Below are 17,314 nucleotides of genomic sequence, written 5' to 3'. Positions count from 1 at the left end.
ATTTTAAAATTTACTCCTTAAGAATAAAATAATGGAAAGAGATCAGATCGTTTTTAACCTAATAGCTGAAGAGCTAAAGCGCCAAGAGGAAGGGATTGAATTAATTGCTTCTGAAAACTTTGTTAGTAAACAAGTAATGGAAGCTGCAGGTTCAGTATTGACCAACAAGTATGCTGAAGGCCTTCCGGGAAAGCGTTACTACGGCGGATGTGAAGTTGTTGATCAAATTGAAACATTAGCGATTGACCGTGCAAAGCAATTATTTGGTGCGGAATGGGTGAATGTTCAGCCTCACTCTGGAGCACAAGCAAATGCAGCAGTATTCTTAGCTATCTTGAAGCCAGGTGATAAAATTTTAGGTTTTGATTTGTCGCACGGTGGTCACTTGACACACGGTTCGCCAGCAAACTTCTCTGGTAAACTTTACCAACCATTATTTTACGGTGTAAAACAAGATACAGGATTATTAGATTACGAACAATTAGAAGAAACGGCACGTGCAGAAAAGCCTAAAGTAATCATCTGTGGTGCGTCAGCTTACTCACGGGACTGGGATTATGCACGTATCCGTAAAGTAGCAGACGAAATCGGCGCTCTAGTTGTTGCTGATATTTCTCACCCAGCAGGTCTTATTGCACGTGGTTTATTAAATGATCCACTTCCGCATTGTCATATCGTGACGACTACAACACACAAAACATTACGTGGTCCACGTGGTGGTATGATTATGGTCGGTAAAGATTTCGAAAACCCTTGGGGTATCAAAACACCTAAAGGTGAAATCCGTACGATTACACAATTGTTAGATTTAGCGGTATTCCCAGGTATTCAGGGTGGCCCATTGGAGCATACTATTGCGGCAAAAGCAATTGCTTACGGTGAAGCATTGAGCGATGACTATTTAGCATACGTTAAACAAGTACAAAAGAACGCGGCTGTTTTAGCACAGTTTTTTGTTGAGAGAGATTACCAAATTATCTCTGGTGGTACAGATAATCACTTGATGTTGGTTGATCTTCGTAATAAAGATATTTCAGGTAAAGAGGCAGAGGCTGTTTTAGGTCAGGCTGGTATTACGACGAATAAGAACATGGTTCCTTTTGATACCCGTTCACCATTTGTAACATCAGGTGTTCGTTTCGGTACGGCGGCGATTACTACAAGAGGTGTGAAAGAAGCTGAAATGATTCAGATCGGTGAGTTGATTCACGAAGCAATCAATAATCGTTCGGATGCAGCAGCTTTAGCGAAGATCCATGGAAAAGTAAATGCAATGATGGCGCAGTTCCCATTATATAAATAAACTGTAAATCATGTGATATAGCTATTTTAATAACGAAAATAGTTATACAGACATAAAAGTAAAGAAAACCTGTTTGTGCTTCGGTCAAACAGGTTTTTTTGCGTTTAAAGGGTTTGTTAAATATGTAAAGAAATGTTAAAAAAGGGCCTTTTAATTTGATTTTCCAGTATTTTTTGGTTGTTTTGAGGTATAAATCAACAAAACGAAGGAGCGCCTATAAAACACTATTACTCTTAAAAAAATTGTTCTACTAAATCGCGGAGATTTATTATGAAAACATGGAAAGAAAAGAGTGATCTTGAACTCATCCAAGCTTATGTAGCGGGTAATGAGTTAGGCATCGAAGTTTTATTGAATAGGTATAAAACCAAAATTTATACCTCCATCTATCTGCAAGTCAAAGATGAATACTTGGCCGAAGATATATTTCAAGAAACTTTCATAAAAGTAATTAAAACGCTGAAATCTGGTCGGTATAACGACGAGGGTAAGTTTTTGCCTTGGGTAGTACGTATTGCTCAGAATATGGTTATCGATCATTTTAGGAAAGAAAAGCGTAGTCCGACGGTTGTCAGCAGTGATGGCTATGATATTTTCGGCGTGCTGGAATTTGCCGATGAGAGCCCGGAGTCTAAGTTGTCCATCAATCAGCGCGATTTGGATCTAAAGAAGATAATCCAACGGTTACCGGATGATCAAAAGGAGGTGCTTATCATGCGTCACTTCTGTGATATGAGTTTTAAAGATATTGCCGATGTAACGGGGGTGAGTATTAACACGGCGTTGGGACGGATGCGTTATGCCTTGAATAATTTGAGGAAGATGATCGAGGATCATAATTTGATGTTGAATGTGATATAGACTAGATGTCGGTCTTGTCTTCATCGGAGGCTGTCCCGCTTGAACATATATGTAAAACTGTCATGGAAAGGAGTGCGTGGGAAGTGATGAAATGACAAAACGTACTATTTTAGTCTCTTTTGGGTGATTTGTAAGCGAGTGGAATGAGATTTGATGGTATAAGAGAAAAAGAAGAAAAAAATTATGGGATTATATTGGATTATATTTATTGGGATTGCATTAATCAGTTGGATTGTTCAGTCTCGTTTTAAGAATAAGTTTAAGAAATATTCGGAGATGCCTTTGTCTTCGGGACTATCGGGTGCAGAAATTGCACAAAAGATGTTGAATGAAAATGGTATTTATGATGTACAGATTTTAGTCGCAAACGAAGGTCAGTTATCAGATCACTATAATCCGAGCAATAAAACGGTTAACCTAAGTCAGGAAGTTTATTATGGACGTAGTGTTGCGGCAGCGGCTGTGGCGTCTCACGAATGTGGACACGCCGTGCAACATGCCACCGCTTACTCTTGGCTTCAATTCCGTTCGGCGATGGTGCCTGTAGTGAGTATCGCTTCGCGTCTGACCTCGTGGGTATTGATGGCGGGTGTCTTGATGATGGCATTTACACAAAGTCCATGGCTTTTAGGTATTGGTGTTGCTGCTTTGTTTTTGACAACGTTGTTTTCATTCATTACCTTGCCCGTAGAGTTCGACGCCTCAAACCGAGCACTAGCATGGTTGGATAAAGCAAATGTAACACACAGCACGGGTGAACATGACGGCGCTAAAGATGCTTTGAAATGGGCTGCTATGACGTATGTAGTTGCTGCATTATCTGCTCTTGTAACGTTGTTGTATTACGCTTATATATTATTTGGACGTAGGGACTAATCTCACGGACAATTGACATACGAAAGCGGCATCAGATGATGCCGCTTTTTTTGTTCCGTCAAACTACTGTTCGTTTCAGCAGTATTTTGTAACTTTGGCACTTAAGATAATAAAGACGAAAGATTAACATGTTTCAGAACCTTCAAGATAAACTGGATAGAGCCTTTAAAGTATTAAAAGGGCAGGGAAGTATCACCGAGATAAACGTTGCAGAGACGATGAAAGAAATTCGTAAGGCTCTTTTGGATGCCGATGTGAATTATAAAACTGCAAAGACGTTTACAGATGATGTGAAGCAAAAGGCATTGGGTGAAAATGTACTAACAAGCATTTCTCCAGGTCAATTGTTAACCAAAATCATGAACGATGAACTAACCGCACTAATGGGTGGTTCGGTGACAGAATTAGAAACATCAAAGAATCCAACTATTATCTTAATTGCAGGTTTGAATGGTGCGGGTAAGACCACGTTTTCCGGTAAGCTAGCAAATTATCTACGGGAGAAAAAGGGAAAGAAACCTCTTTTAGTGGCAGGTGACGTTTACCGTCCCGCAGCGATCGATCAGTTGCAGGTATTGGGTGAACAGGTTGATGTCCCGGTTTATGTAAATAGAGAATCAACAGATCCTATCGCTATAGCAAAAGAAGGTGTGGAAGAGGCGAAACGGAACGGAAATAATATCGTTATCATCGATACGGCTGGTCGTCTAGCGATCGATGAGGCATTAATGACAGAAATTACGGCTGTCAAAGAAGCGACACAACCACATGAGATTCTTTTTGTAGTAGATTCTATGACGGGTCAGGATGCGGTGAATACAGCAAAAGCTTTTAATGACCGCCTCGATTTTACGGGGGTTGTCCTAACAAAACTAGATGGGGATACCCGCGGTGGTGCTGCGCTTTCGATTAAGTCTGTTGTTGATAAGCCAATCAAATTTATCGGTACCGGTGAGAAGATGGATGCATTGGACGTTTTTCACCCGGATCGTATGGCGTCCCGTATCTTAGGAATGGGGGATGTAGTATCTCTTGTGGAGCGCGCGCAGCAGCAGTTTGATGAAAGAGAAGCGGCAGAACTACAAAAGAAAATTCGTAAGAATAAATTTGATTTTAATGACTTTAAAACCCAGATTCAGCAGATTAAGAAGATGGGTAATATGAAAGACTTAATGGGGATGATTCCAGGAGTTGGTAAGGCATTGAAAGATGTGGAGGTCGATGATAATGCTTTCAAGCCTATTGAAGCCATTATTGATTCGATGACACCTTTTGAACGGGAAAATCCAGATGCCATTGATCAACGTAGACGTATACGTATCGCTAACGGATCAGGCACAAATATCAATGAAGTAAACAAGTTGATGAAGCAGTTCTCGGATATGCGTAAAGTGATGAAGCAGATGTCTAACCCAGGAATGGCTGCAAAGATGATGCGAAATATGCCGAAGATGCCAGGCAAGTTCTAGAGTCGGATATAGCTGAAATTTATATGAAATAGTTGTAGACGAAAGTCTACAACTATTTTTTTTGCCCTTTTTTGTCCTTCGCTTAATTTCCATCTTTGTTGGAGGATTCTAGACAGGGTAAAAACCTTGTTTTGTGTTTTTTGTTAATCTTTTACGGCTAGGCAGTAATACGCAATATCTGTCAAATATGAAGTTTGGAATTTTAGAAATAAAATATAGTTTTGAGCCCCTTCCAAGTTCTCCAGTCTCTGATAACGCTTCATTGTATCGAGCATTAATAACAGATACGGAGGAGATTACGTTACAGATCGATTCGCATCCAGTAACTATTCCCCCTTTCTCTATTCTGTATATATCTGCCGAAGCGGTGATATCTTTTGTGTCGGGGCATGACTGTCATTTTTACTTCCTATATTTCTCTGAGGTTTTTTATCGACGTACTTCTTTTGACGAGGATTTACTAAAAAGCGAGCTTACCTTTAATGCGGCCCGGGGGTTTAATATCGTTACTATAGAGCCGGAATTACAGCCTTATTTTATTTCGCAGGTACGTTTTCTCAACGAAATCTATACCACAAAGAATCTTGTCGTTTTCAACGATTTAATTCATAGTGTAATAAAGCAGTTGCTTTTGGTAGGAACCCTTATGGGGACTAAGGATGAATCTATGAACGACTATGTAGATTTGGATCATGAAATTGTTCGATCGTTCCGCCTGCTTGTTGAGGAACATCTTTCAACCGAGAAGTCGGTTGCATTTTATGCCGAAAAACTAGGCGTATCTTCTCGTCGTCTTTCTCATGCGTGTAAGACCGTTTTGGAGACGACACCCAAGCAGTTTATTTCACGTTGTATAATTAAGGAAGCAAAACGCAGGCTATTATATACGAGTGAGAGTGTACGTGAAATTGCTTGGAAACTTGGTTATGAAGAAGAGAATAATTTTAGTGCCTTCTTTATGAAAGAGACAAAGCTTTCACCAAGTACCTATCGTAAAGCCTATCACAAAGGGGCATAAGCGCATGTTGTGTCGCGTTAAAATGTGTTAACGAATTTCATGCTGACAATTTATTGACCAAATGCTGTATAATATTTTATAAATTTGAGGAAAGCAGCACAGAAGCGGCTTGATGATATAAAAGCATATATGGCCTAATGCGTATGAAGAAGTAGGTAGGCATGTGCGTAAATAAAAAGAAGAGATGGAAGCAATATTGAAATTTGTTATTATACTTTTTGCTGTATATTATGGTGTAAAATACATTTTTCGTTTATTGATGCCCTTTGCCTTGCGCAAGATGACGGAGCGTTTAATGCAAAAAGCACAACAAGGGGCTTCTCAAGGTAGACCAGGATCGTATCAATACACACAGAATAATCCTTTTGATCAGTTCAAACAACAGGGGCGTAAGCATGAAGGAGAGATTAAGGTTGATTATATTCCAGAAGAGGAGTCTAAGCCAAGAAAAGGGACGCAGACGGCGGGTGAGTTTGTAGACTTCGAAGAAATAAAATAAGTGTTTCTTGCTGTAAGAAGCGTATCTTTGAGGTATGTGGCTAAAGCACCTTTCTGTCTTAAATTTTAAGAATTATACAGAGTCTACTGTAACATTTCTTCCGCAAGTAAATGCCTTTGCGGGTGAAAATGGAGCCGGAAAAACCAATTTACTGGATGCTATACACTACTTGGCTCTATGTAAATCATACTTCAACCCAATCGATTCACAACATATCAAAAAAGGTGAAGATTGGTTTATGGTACAGGGCGAGTTTGAGCGCGATGACATTCCCGATGTTGTCTCCTGTAGCCTAAAGAAAAATCAAAAAAAACAATTCAAAAAAAATAAGAAGGATTATCAGCGGTTAGCCGATCATATTGGACAATTTCCGCTGGTCATGATTTCTCCGAATGATAGTAGTATTATTCTCGATGGTAGTGAAGAACGCCGTAAGTTTATGGATAATGTTATCTCGCAAACAGACAACCATTACCTGGATACGTTGATTCTATATAATAAGCTCTTGTTGCAACGTAATATGCTGCTGAAGCAGGCTAAGCAAACCTATGTGTTGGATTTGGGATTGCTAGAGGTCTTGAACATGCAGTTGGTGGATGTTGGAGAACAGATTTTTCAGCGAAGAAAAGATTTTATGGCGGAGTTTTTACCTGAATTTTCGAGGTACTATAACTTCTTGACCGATGGGGCTGAAGAGGTGTCGTTGGTGTATGAGTCGCCTCTTATGCAGCACGATTTCACGACCCTTCTGGAAATGAATCTGGACCGAGACCGAGCGATGGAACGCACGACACAAGGGGTACATAAGGATGATATGCTCTTTACCATTCACGAAGAAATGCCTTTGAAGAAGTTTGGTTCACAGGGGCAACAGAAATCTTTCCTTATCGCATTAAAACTGGCGCAGTACAGTTTTCTACGTTTAAAAAGGAAGCTTAAACCTTTACTTTTATTAGATGATATCTTTGATAAACTAGATGAAAGTAGAACGAGAAAGTTAATGCAATTGGTGTCGGAGGATGAGTTTGGTCAGATTTTTTTGACAGATACAGACGCATCGCGTGTGCAAAGAATTTTTGATGAGATTGTACAACCGATTCGTATTTTTGAAATAAAAGGAGGAAGCGTTGAAGTATAAGAAGAAAATTGATGAGATTCCGACACGGGATGATATCGGGATTAAGCAGGCGATTGAGAAATGGCTTGAGGTGTATCGCTTGCGTTCGAAATACGATGAATCATCCATTGTTACGGCATGGCCACATATCATCGGAAAAGCGATTGCTAATCGCACGCAAAAGATATATATATACGACAAAAAGCTTTTTGTGAAGGTGGAGTCTGCTGTGATTAAACATGAATTAGCGATGATGCGCCGGCAGATTATTGGTCGGGTGAACGAGTATGTTGGGCACGTTATTATAGAGGAATTCGTTATTTTGTAGCATTTTTGTTTTATGCCAAAGGGTTAATTTAGTGGGTATTGTGTGTTATTAGTTAACAATTATTTATTCTTGCCTGCTGATATTTCTCACGTACAATAACTATATTTATATCATTATAGTATTGTTCTTTTTCACCATTAAAAGTTTTTTTTATGGAATGGCAAAAATACAATGGCGAATTTATTCGTATTCCAATTGCAAGTGCTGTAGAGGAGATCATTAGCCGAGAGACCCATCTCGGGAATAAACTCAAAGTCTACATCGGTACCGATTCACAGGTCAAACGTGGTGTGATAGACTTTGCGACAGTTATCGTGTTTCTCCGGGAACATAAGGGTGGTTTCATGTTTATCTGTAAGGATAGGCGGCTCCACCGGATGGGAATCAAAGAGCGAATGCTGCTGGAAGTCCAAAAATCCATCGAAATCGCCTATAGCCTCTGCCCCCTCTTAGACCAATACCATGTGGATCTCGAAGTCCATGCCGACATTAACACCAATCCAAATTTCAAATCTAATGTAGCGCTAAAAGAAGCGATGGGCTATATTATGGGTATGGGGTTTCAGTTTAAGGCTAAACCCGAATCCTTTGCGAGCACAAACTGTGCGAATAAGGTTGTGCAGTAATAGGAGGTCTGCTCGGGAATCTGTTGTTGATAGCTGTTCTTTATTTTGTTATTATTGCAAGACAAAAACAGCTGTATAGGTGAGTGAGTATTTGAAGAAAATAGCCGTTGTCGGCCCAGAGTCAACCGGAAAGTCTACGATGGCGCAGCACCTCGCTGCACAATTGGGTACGGTATGCGTGCCAGAGTATGCGCGCTATTACTGTGCGAATCTCAATAACGTATATACCTTGCAGGATGAGGTAAATATGTATTACGGTCAGCTAGCACTTGAAGAGGCGCTGATAACCAAAGCACAAAACAACATCTTGGTTTGTGATACGACCATTATGACAATAAAGATTTGGTGCGACCATCTTTTTGGAGCGACTCCGTCAGAGGTTACAGAGGAGATTGCGCGCCGCCAATATGACCTTTACTTGGTGATGGATATCGATCTACCTTGGGAAGATGACCCTTTGCGTGATTTCCCTGAACAGCGGGATCACTTTCTCGAGGTATGGGTTCAAGAGCTTGAAACGCTCGGAGCAAACTATAGTGTCGTTTCAGGGTTAGGGCCCGATCGCCTTACGAATGGCGAACGGGCTGTGGAGCGACTTTTAGGACTCCGTTTTTGACGGTTTAAAGTTTAAATTTATTTTTGAAGGATCTAAATTATGTTCCTTTAAATAGTCGTAGTATTTTTTTATACCCACCAATAATTTGGATTTAGGGTATTCTTTAAGACCTTCCGATAAAATTGTAGCGTCCTTATTAAAGTCGTATTTGTTGGCCGCCAATTGCTTTACACACAGTTCATAAGCCTCTTGGTTAGAGCCATAGGAATTGAATTGGTTAAAAGCTTTTTTGACATCGTCCACTTGACCGAACTTTCCGGCCAATTGAATTCGCATCTTAAAATCAGATTGGCTAAAAGGCCGGTGCTCGTGTATTATTTTGCTGTATTTATAGGTGGAGTCCATGTCTCCCTTGCGGGAGTAGATTAATAGTTTTACGCGCTCCCCATGAATGGAATAAGGCATCTCTTTCGATGCGACATCAGCCAGTTTTAATGCTTCGGCATCGCGGTTTTCAAAAAACAAGTATTTTGCTTTTTTTACACTGATTGGTTCTCCGCCTTGGGCACCAATAAGAGGAACTTTACTCGCAAACATTTTATCCACCTGTGCATAGGTGAAACGCGGATGTGGGTCGCTTAGTTTTTGTTTGATTACATCAGAATCAACTAAGTATTGGTTTTTTCCGGAGATGTAACTTTGATAGTTAATATAGGAAGCAACGAGGCCAAGTGCAAAGATTGTAATATACGCATAGCTGGTAAGGTTTTGTTTTGTTTTATGCTCGTTCTCCAACGGTTCCACTTTTCGTCCGCCTAAGTAATTAATAACAATAAGCGAGAGAATCAATACAAACAAGACGTTCATATAAGTGCGAGGTAGTGGGAAATTGAAGAATGAATCGACCAAGAACCCGATACCAGCACCAAGTAGTATAATCGCAACAAATTTACGTTCCCGACTGTATTCGGAACGGAACAAAATCCGGATACTGAAGAATAGCCCCAATAAGAAAAGACCTACGTACGATAAGAATGCAATGGGTCCGCTTTCAAACAAGACCTCTACAAAGTCATTGTGTGCGTGTCTAAAATAAACATTGGTTGTATAGTGTTTCTTGGTAATCCCTTCCGAATAGATGCGGTAATTTCCTACACCATATCCTAAAAAAGGTTTCTGACTGTATGCATGTAGGGCTTCTTTCCACATGGCAACCCGGATGCTGTTGGACGCGTTGTCATCGTCGGCAATACTCGCAATTCGTCCCGTTACAAAGGAGTCCGCTGCTTCTGTTTCAATTCCGGGAGTTTTAGCAGCCTGTAATGTTTGGTACTTCGTGAGGGTATTGTTAGCCAGCAGTAAACCGACAATAAAGAGAACCAATAAACTGGAGCTTTCAACGATGGCTGATTTTCGCTTTTCTATATCTTTCCAGTAAATCCAAATATTGCCGATCACAATTAATAATATAAGGGTACCTAAACTGATGTAAGCAGCGCGTGCACTAACAAAGAAGAGCATCACGATGGTTAAAAAAACGGTTAAGTAAGAAAAAATGCGGAGGAAACCACGTGTGCGAAAACTGCTATAGATTGCAAAAGACAGCTTGATGACAATCGTTGCTGCAAAAATATTCTTGTTCCCGGTATTCCATTTTAAGCTCCCTATAAGGCTGTCAAGTGATGTGGTACCTAGTTCTTGTACAAAGCGGTATAACTCCATACTCACTTGATAAAACAGTGTAAATGTGATGACGAGAGCGACGGCCTTTATGTTGTTGCGCGCGGCATAGAGTAACATGAAAAGATTGGCAAAGATCCAGAAATTGGAAACATAGCCGGCGAGTGTCACTAACCCTTCGAGCGGACTGTAGGCTGCAAAGAGTGACAGCATCGCAAAGCAGATAAAACCGGCGTATAAAATCGGGATTATATTGGTAAAAAAGCGCTCAGAATTACTCCGGTACTTAGCGAAATTTCGAAAGATAAATATCGAGGCAAGTACGTTTATGATGTCCAGATAGAAACGATGTTGATATGAAGTATCAATAATTTGCTCCCGCGGGAGGATGTCAACGAGGAGATAAAATGCAATGAAAATCAAATATAAATAATTGCTGTAATCTGTCTTTTCCTTTACTTCTTTTGCTATTGGGGTTGCTTTTTTCTCCTGCGTAACTTTACGTTTTGCCATCTGAATGGGGGTATTATGTTTATTCAATATTTAGTTAACCTTTTTAACTACTAATATACGCAGTTTTATTTGATTTATAAACTTTGGTAACAAACTTTACTTAGTTAGATTTGTAGTTATACAAAAGAATACTATGCTGATAAAAATATATGAGGATAACCCGCAAGAGAAAGCAATACAGCAGGCGGTGGAAATCTTGAAAAAAGGTGGCGTAATTATTTATCCCACGGACACGATCTACGGTATTGGTTGTGATATCACGAATCAGAAAGCGATAGAAAGGGTTTGTCAAATTCGTGGGTTAAAACCTGATAAGTCAAATCTTTCATTTATATGTTATGATTTGACAGATATATCACAATATACACGGCCTTTTGATACATCGGTGTTTAGGGTATTAAAAAAAGCGTTGCCCGGCCCGTTTACCTTTATCTTTAATGCGAGTGGTCAAGTGCCTAAACTGTTGAGTTCTAAGAAAAAGACAGTGGGTATTCGTGTCCCTGATAATAATATTGTAAGAGCCATCGTAAAAGAGTTAGGTAATCCCATTGTTACGGCTTCGATCCGCGATGAAGACGATATCTTGGAGTATTCTACAGATCCAGAACTGATCTACGAAAAATACGCCGATTTGGTCGATCTGGTAATCGATGGCGGTTATGGTGATAATGTGCCTTCTACTGTGGTGGATGTTACGACAGGTGATTTTGAGGTTATTCGGGAAGGTAAAGGTGATTTGTCCGATTTTTTATAGACCACCGTCACGCTACATCCGTTATTCCTTATTGCCGTAAGCGAGATCGCCAGCATCACCCAATCCGGGAACGATATATGCTTTCGAGGTCATCTCATTATCTACAGCACCTACCCATAAGGTCGCTTCAGGAAGAAATGCTTGGACATGTTGTAATCCCTCTTCCGAAGCGATCACCACAGCGATATGTAGCTCCTTGATGTTATATTCCGCGAGAAGGTCGCGGCAGCAAAGTACTAAGCTGCGTCCTGTGGCCAGCATGGGATCTGCTATAATAACAATTCTTTCATCGAGATTTGGGGTGTTGCTGTACTTCTTATGTATTTCAAATTCACCACTTTTTTTAGTATGCCGGTAAGCCGCAATGAACGCATTGTCTGCACGATCAAATACATTTAAAAAACCTTGGTGAAAGGGAAGACCAGCGCGGATGATAGTTCCCAAGACCGGCTGCTCGGTCAGTTGGTTAACGGTTGCAATACCGAGCGGAGTTTCTACTGTTTGTGGTTCATATGTTAGTGTTTTGCTAATTTCATATGCCATAATTTCGCCCAAACGCTCTAAGTTTCGACGGAAGCGCATCCGATCCTGCTGGATATTGACATCTCTTAATTCTGCCAAAAAGTGGTTGGCTATACTGTTTTCTTTGGTGAGAATCGTTACCATAATATTAAATCGTATAGGATGTTATCTGTACTAAGGTAATACAATTAATTGATACTTTGTTTGGATAATCGTGACGGTAAGGCGATAAAAATATCTATTTTTTTTAGTATTTTTATAGCTTATTGAAAGCGGGTTACATGAAATTCAATTTAACATCAGATTATAAGCCTACGGGGGATCAACCACAGGCTATTAAAGAGTTGGTGGCAGGTTTGGAGCAGGGCGAGCAGTACCAGAACCTTCTGGGCGTGACGGGATCGGGGAAAACTTTTACGATTGCTAACGTTATTCAAGAGACACAAAGACCAACATTGATATTGAGTCATAATAAAACGTTGGCGGCACAACTCTACGGTGAGTTCAAGCAGTTTTTTCCAGAGAATGCGGTGAACTATTTTGTTTCTTACTATGATTACTACCAACCCGAAGCTTTTATCGCTTCATCCAATACATATATTGAAAAGGATTTAGCCATCAATGAGGAGATCGAAAAACTTCGATTAGCAACTACATCGTCGCTGATGTCAGGACGTCGTGATATTGTGGTGGTATCGTCGGTATCTTGTATTTATGGTATGGGGAATCCCGAAGATTTTTCACGATCGATCTTTCGTTTTGCTGTAGGGATGACCATTTCACGAAACGCTTTTTTACACCGATTAGTTGAAATTTTGTACGCACGTACAACGGCTGACTTTAAGCGAGGAACTTTCCGGGTGAAAGGGGATACCGTTGATATCTATCCGGCCTATTTAGACTGTGCTTTCCGCATTTCATTTTTTGGAGATGAGATTGATGAAATCAGTGAGATTGATCCCGTCTCGGCTAAGACCTTAAATAAAGTGGCGGATATAGCTTTGTTTCCTGCAAACTTATTTGTGACACCCAAAGAGAAATTTACGGAGTCAATATGGGCGATTCAGGATGAGCTGGTACAGCGCACAGCGCAGTTGGAGGAGGAAGGAAAAATGTTGGAAGCAAAACGTCTTGAGGAACGTGTAAATTACGATTTGGAGATGATGCGTGAACTCGGCTATTGCTCAGGAATTGAGAACTACTCCCGATTCTTTGACGGTAGAAAACCGGGGATGCGCCCCTTCTGTTTAATCGATTATTTCCCGGACGATTACCTGATGATTATTGATGAGAGCCATGTTACGCTACCGCAATTACGTGCGATGTATGGTGGTGACCGTTCCCGAAAGGTCTCTTTGGTTGAACATGGTTTCCGATTGCCGGCCGCTATGGATAATAGACCGCTTAACTTCTCTGAATTTGAATCTCTCACGAATCAAACGATCTACGTATCAGCGACGCCCGGGGATTATGAACTACAACAGACCGAAGGGGTTGTTGTAGAGCAAGTGATTCGCCCGACTGGTTTATTGGATCCTATAATTGAGGTGCATCCGGCGGTAAATCAGGTCGATGATTTTCTGGAAGAGGTTGACAAAACAATTAAAGAAGGTGGGCGAATTCTGGCAACGACGTTAACGAAACGGATGGCGGAGGAGCTGACTAAATATATGACGCGATTAAACGTTAAAGTGCGTTATATCCACTCCGAAATTAAAACATTGGAACGCGTAGAGATTTTGCGGGGACTTCGTTTGGGCGAGTTTGATGTACTGGTGGGCGTGAACTTGTTGCGTGAAGGGTTGGATCTTCCGGAGGTGACGTTAGTTGCGATTCTAGATGCGGATAAAGAGGGGTTCTTACGCTCGGAGCGTTCGTTGATCCAAACGATTGGCCGGGCCGCTCGGAATGATAAAGGGCGTGTAATTATGTATGCTGATAACATGACGCAGAGCATGCGTGTTACGATCGACGAAACAAACCGGAGACGCGAGAAACAGATTGCTTATAATACGGAGCATGGCATTATTCCGCGTACAGTCGGTAAGAGTCGCGAAGAGATTATGGAACAGACATCTGTTGCTGACTTTAAACCGGGCGAAGCGAAGGCGTATGTTGAACCGGATAGAGCATCGCTCTTGGCTGCGGATCCTGTCATGGAATACTTGGGCGAGAAAGATCTACGCAAAGCGATTGAGGTTGTCCGTAAGAAAATGGACAAAGCGGCGAAGGATATGGATTTCTTGGCTGCCGCTAAGTTCCGGGACGAAATGTATGCGATGGAACAATTGTTTAAAGAACGATTTGAATAAGATAAAGAAACGGGTTGAGACAAAGGTTTCAACCCGTTTCTTTATTATTTACGCTCTTCATATACTTTTTGACCATTATGCACCAAAGACCAGCAATGGGCTTCTTCAATAAACTGATATTCTTCATTTGAATATAAGAAATTAGCAACCCGATCCAGGATCATATTCTCGGTTTCCGGAATAAAAATCTCTGCTTTTTGCTTAGAGGGATCGATCAGCGCATATACGGCTTTTTCTTGTTGATCGCTTGGCGCATTCGCTAAAAGCATTTTTACACCACCTTCCCAAGGGCGGACACACTTTTGTTGAACAACAGACCATTGGTATCCGGCAGAGGGTATGCACCCCTGGCTATCCCTATCGTTGCCAACCACGGAGGAGCCTGTTTTACCATTTTGACAAGCAGCGAAAAACAAAGCTGCGAGAGGCAGTAGTACGTATAACTTCATAATTTGCTTTTAATAAGGCTGTTTCATAAATCGTACCAAAAAAGAGGTAAAAACAGCGGTGATAATTCATTTTTAAAGAAATGGTTGTTACTTTTACAATAATCTAAATAAAAGCTATTTGTTTTGATATTTTTGTAATTCTATGAAGAAGCCTATACTTGTTATAAAATTTGGTTCCGCCTCTATTACCGCAAAAGATGGGGAGATTGATGAACGTGTAGTCCTGGAGATTGCGCGACAAACGGCCATGTTGCAACCCAAGTATAACATTGTATTGGTCTCTTCTGGTGCTGTTGCAGCGGGAAAAAAATATTTGAAACAATATACAGGAACGTTGTCCGAGCGAAAAGCGGCAGCTGCTATCGGTAACCCCATGTTGGTAACGACGTATAGCAATTATTTTAGAGCTTTTAAGATCGCCTTGGCACAAAGTCTGTGTGAACGGCAACACTTTGCGAATAGAGATCAGTTTTTACAACTGAAAGACACGTATGAGGAGTTGTGGAAGAACAATGTTATTCCGATAGCGAATGAGAATGATGTAGTTAGTAACAAAGAATTGAAATTTTCGGATAACGATGAACTAGCTACATTGATTGCAGTTGGCTTTGGAGCAGAAAAGATCTTGTTTAGCACATCGGTTCCTGGTGTTTTGGATGCGAGTGGAAAGGTAGTGCCGGAAATCGCTGTTATCGACAAACAAGCACTTTCTTTGGCGCGTAAGGATAAATCGTCGGTAGGGTTAGGTGGTATGACCTCGAAGCTCAATTTTGCACGTCTGGCAAACCAAATGGGGATTGAGGCTGTGATCTTCAGTATGCAGACCGAAGATGGTATATTGAAAGCCGTGCAGGGACAAACAGGGACACGATGCCATGCACAGGCGAAGAAGATTTCCTCTCGAAATAAGTGGCTGGCTAGCGGGGGCTTGATCAAAGCTTTGGTGACGGTTGATCAAGGAGCAGAACAAGCCTTACTAAATCGGAAAAGTCTTTTAGCGGTTGGCGTTTTGCATATTAATCAAATTTTGGAAACAGGCGAGGTCTTTCAAATTGCGAATGAGCAAGGGGAGATTGTAGCTGTAGCGAAAGCGAAAGTAGATGTTATCGATGTAGCAGGTATCAAGGAGCAGAAGAATTTGGCCATTGCACATGCAGACGATATCGTATTATTGTAATGAAAAGTATTGAAAAACAATTGCATGACGCCAAAGAGGCGAGACATGCACTTCGAGGTAGTACCGATGCGGTAAAGACAACGTTTTTACTCGAACTTGGAGCGCGCTTGAAAGCAAGTGTAGCCGTGATCCTGGAGGAAAATAAAAAAGATCTAGAGCGGATGGATCCGGAAGATCCGAAGTATGACCGTTTGCTGTTGACCGAGGAGCGCATTGTTGCTTTGGCGGATAGTGTGTGCGGTATTGCTAAGCTATCAGATCCGACAGGTGTCATCCTTTCTTCAAAAATATTGGATAATGGATTGCACATCGAGAAGAAAACGGTGGCGTTGGGAGTGGTCGGCGTGATTTATGAATCTCGTCCGAATGTTACGATCGATGTCGCAGCGCTTTGCGTACGCTCAGGGAACGTTTGTGTACTTCGGGGAGGTACAGATGCCTGGTTTACCAATAATGCGCTGGTACGCCTTATTCAAGATGCTTTAGCAGATAGTGGATTGGATCGTCATATTGTACAGCTTTTGCCTACGGATCGTGCTTTTGTACAAGAACTTTTGACTGCGACGAAGTATGTGGATATAATCATCCCTCGTGGTTCACAATCCTTGATTAATTTTGTGCGCGAAAATGCGAAAGTGCCCGTTATTGAGACAGGAGCGGGAGTCTGCCATACGTATGTCGAGCGAACCGCCGATTTGAACAAAGCGGCACGCATAGTTGCCAATGCGAAGATTTCCAGACCATCGGTTTGCAACTCATTGGATACCGTACTTGTGGACAAGCTGGTTGCCATTGATTTTTTACGACTTTTACAGCCCTATTTTGCGGCGGATAATGTTGATGTTTTTGCTGATTATTATGCGTATAGTGCATTAGAGGAACTTGGTTACCCGACGCTACAGAGGGCTACGCCTGAAGATTTTGGGCGGGAATTCCTGGCGTTAGCTTGCTCTATCCGTGTGGTCGATAATATGGAGGAAGCTTTAACACATATTGGAGAATACTCCTCCAAACACTCGGAATGTATTGTGTCACAAGATGAGCTGCAAATTGACCGTTTTTTAGCAGCTGTCGACGCGGCAGCAGTCTATGCTAATGCATCCACTCGTTTTACCGATGGCGGAGAGTTTGGTTTAGGTGCAGAAATAGGTATTTCCACGCAGAAACTGCATGCACGGGGACCTTTTGCTTTGGAAAAGCTGGTAACCGAGAAATGGTTTGTGCGTGGAAATGGACAAATTCGTGCATAATAAA

General features: G+C 41.3%; 17 protein-coding genes. 14 read left to right on the top strand and 3 right to left on the bottom strand.

Annotation, left to right across the window (positions count from 1 at the left end; all coding sequences use genetic code 11):
* Positions 1-31: 31 nt before the first annotated feature.
* The 10 genes from B9Y69_RS17955 to B9Y69_RS17910 all read left to right on the top strand — a co-directional run bounded on the left by B9Y69_RS17955 (position 32) and on the right by B9Y69_RS17910 (position 8,713).
* Entirely contained in the window at positions 32-1,303 is a 1,272-nt protein-coding gene (locus B9Y69_RS17955; protein WP_085474374.1) for a serine hydroxymethyltransferase, read from the top strand.
* A gap of 270 nt (positions 1,304-1,573) precedes the next feature.
* Positions 1,574-2,164 carry an RNA polymerase sigma factor gene (locus tag B9Y69_RS17950; RefSeq protein ID WP_085474373.1) on the top strand — a complete coding sequence of 197 codons (591 nt, stop codon included), beginning with the start codon at positions 1,574-1,576 and terminating at the stop codon, positions 2,162-2,164.
* A gap of 183 nt (positions 2,165-2,347) precedes the next feature.
* On the top strand, positions 2,348-3,040 hold the full coding sequence (locus B9Y69_RS17945) for a zinc metallopeptidase (protein ID WP_085474372.1): 693 nt from the start codon (positions 2,348-2,350) through the stop codon (positions 3,038-3,040).
* A 128-nt stretch (positions 3,041-3,168) separates the two neighbouring features.
* Positions 3,169-4,509 (top strand): signal recognition particle protein, encoded by a 1,341-nt coding sequence (gene ffh / locus B9Y69_RS17940; RefSeq protein WP_085474371.1) that lies wholly within the window; start codon positions 3,169-3,171, stop codon positions 4,507-4,509.
* A gap of 187 nt (positions 4,510-4,696) precedes the next feature.
* Positions 4,697-5,527: an AraC family transcriptional regulator gene (locus tag B9Y69_RS17935; protein ID WP_085474370.1), complete on the top strand. Its 831-nt coding sequence runs from the start codon at positions 4,697-4,699 to the stop codon at positions 5,525-5,527.
* Positions 5,528-5,711: 184 nt separating this feature from the next.
* Complete coding sequence (locus B9Y69_RS17930; protein WP_085474369.1) at positions 5,712-6,026, top strand: DUF4834 family protein; 315 nt, start codon at positions 5,712-5,714, stop codon at positions 6,024-6,026.
* A gap of 34 nt (positions 6,027-6,060) precedes the next feature.
* Positions 6,061-7,164: a DNA replication/repair protein RecF gene (gene recF, locus B9Y69_RS17925; RefSeq protein ID WP_085474368.1), complete on the top strand. Its 1,104-nt coding sequence runs from the start codon at positions 6,061-6,063 to the stop codon at positions 7,162-7,164.
* Positions 7,154-7,471 (top strand): DciA family protein, encoded by a 318-nt coding sequence (locus tag B9Y69_RS17920; RefSeq protein WP_085474367.1) that lies wholly within the window; start codon positions 7,154-7,156, stop codon positions 7,469-7,471. The genes recF and B9Y69_RS17920 overlap by 11 nt, the downstream gene beginning before the upstream one ends.
* Positions 7,472-7,623: 152 nt before the next feature.
* On the top strand, positions 7,624-8,097 hold the full coding sequence (locus B9Y69_RS17915; protein WP_085474366.1) for a ribonuclease H-like YkuK family protein: 474 nt from the start codon (positions 7,624-7,626) through the stop codon (positions 8,095-8,097).
* A gap of 79 nt (positions 8,098-8,176) precedes the next feature.
* The gene (locus B9Y69_RS17910; RefSeq protein WP_085474365.1) at positions 8,177-8,713 is read left to right on the top strand and encodes an AAA family ATPase; all 537 of its coding nucleotides are present in this window, start codon (positions 8,177-8,179) and stop codon (positions 8,711-8,713) included.
* Here B9Y69_RS17910 and B9Y69_RS17905 read toward each other — a convergent pair.
* Positions 8,696-10,846: an O-antigen ligase family protein gene (locus B9Y69_RS17905; RefSeq protein ID WP_085474364.1), complete on the bottom strand. Its 2,151-nt coding sequence runs from the start codon at positions 10,844-10,846 to the stop codon at positions 8,696-8,698. The two genes, B9Y69_RS17910 and B9Y69_RS17905, sit on opposite strands and share 18 nt — an antisense overlap.
* 133 nt (positions 10,847-10,979) lie before the next feature.
* Here B9Y69_RS17905 and B9Y69_RS17900 point away from each other — a divergent pair, with 133 nt between their 5' ends.
* Positions 10,980-11,600: an L-threonylcarbamoyladenylate synthase gene (locus tag B9Y69_RS17900; RefSeq protein WP_085474363.1), complete on the top strand. Its 621-nt coding sequence runs from the start codon at positions 10,980-10,982 to the stop codon at positions 11,598-11,600.
* A 21-nt stretch (positions 11,601-11,621) separates the two neighbouring features.
* Here B9Y69_RS17900 and upp read toward each other — a convergent pair whose 3' ends face one another.
* Positions 11,622-12,266: a uracil phosphoribosyltransferase gene (gene upp, locus B9Y69_RS17895; protein WP_085474362.1), complete on the bottom strand. Its 645-nt coding sequence runs from the start codon at positions 12,264-12,266 to the stop codon at positions 11,622-11,624.
* A 137-nt stretch (positions 12,267-12,403) separates the two neighbouring features.
* Between upp and uvrB the strand changes: the two genes are divergently transcribed.
* The gene (uvrB, locus tag B9Y69_RS17890) at positions 12,404-14,434 is read left to right on the top strand and encodes an excinuclease ABC subunit UvrB (protein WP_085474361.1); all 2,031 of its coding nucleotides are present in this window, start codon (positions 12,404-12,406) and stop codon (positions 14,432-14,434) included.
* A 44-nt stretch (positions 14,435-14,478) separates the two neighbouring features.
* Here uvrB and B9Y69_RS17885 read toward each other — a convergent pair whose 3' ends face one another.
* Complete coding sequence (locus tag B9Y69_RS17885) at positions 14,479-14,883, bottom strand: hypothetical protein (protein ID WP_085474360.1); 405 nt, start codon at positions 14,881-14,883, stop codon at positions 14,479-14,481.
* A gap of 142 nt (positions 14,884-15,025) precedes the next feature.
* Here B9Y69_RS17885 and proB point away from each other — a divergent pair, with 142 nt between their 5' ends.
* Together proB and B9Y69_RS17875 are read left to right on the top strand one after the other, a co-directional pair.
* Positions 15,026-16,060, top strand: coding sequence for a glutamate 5-kinase (proB, locus tag B9Y69_RS17880; protein ID WP_085474359.1), 1,035 nt, complete (start codon positions 15,026-15,028; stop codon positions 16,058-16,060).
* Positions 16,060-17,310: a glutamate-5-semialdehyde dehydrogenase gene (locus B9Y69_RS17875; protein WP_085474358.1), complete on the top strand. Its 1,251-nt coding sequence runs from the start codon at positions 16,060-16,062 to the stop codon at positions 17,308-17,310. The genes proB and B9Y69_RS17875 overlap by 1 nt, the downstream gene beginning before the upstream one ends.
* Positions 17,311-17,314: the final 4 nt, after the last annotated feature.

The organism is Sphingobacterium psychroaquaticum (genome assembly GCF_900177625.1).
Classification (GTDB): Bacteria; Bacteroidota; Bacteroidia; order Sphingobacteriales; family Sphingobacteriaceae; genus Sphingobacterium; species Sphingobacterium psychroaquaticum.
This window is presented reverse-complemented; position numbering and strand designations above follow the sequence as displayed.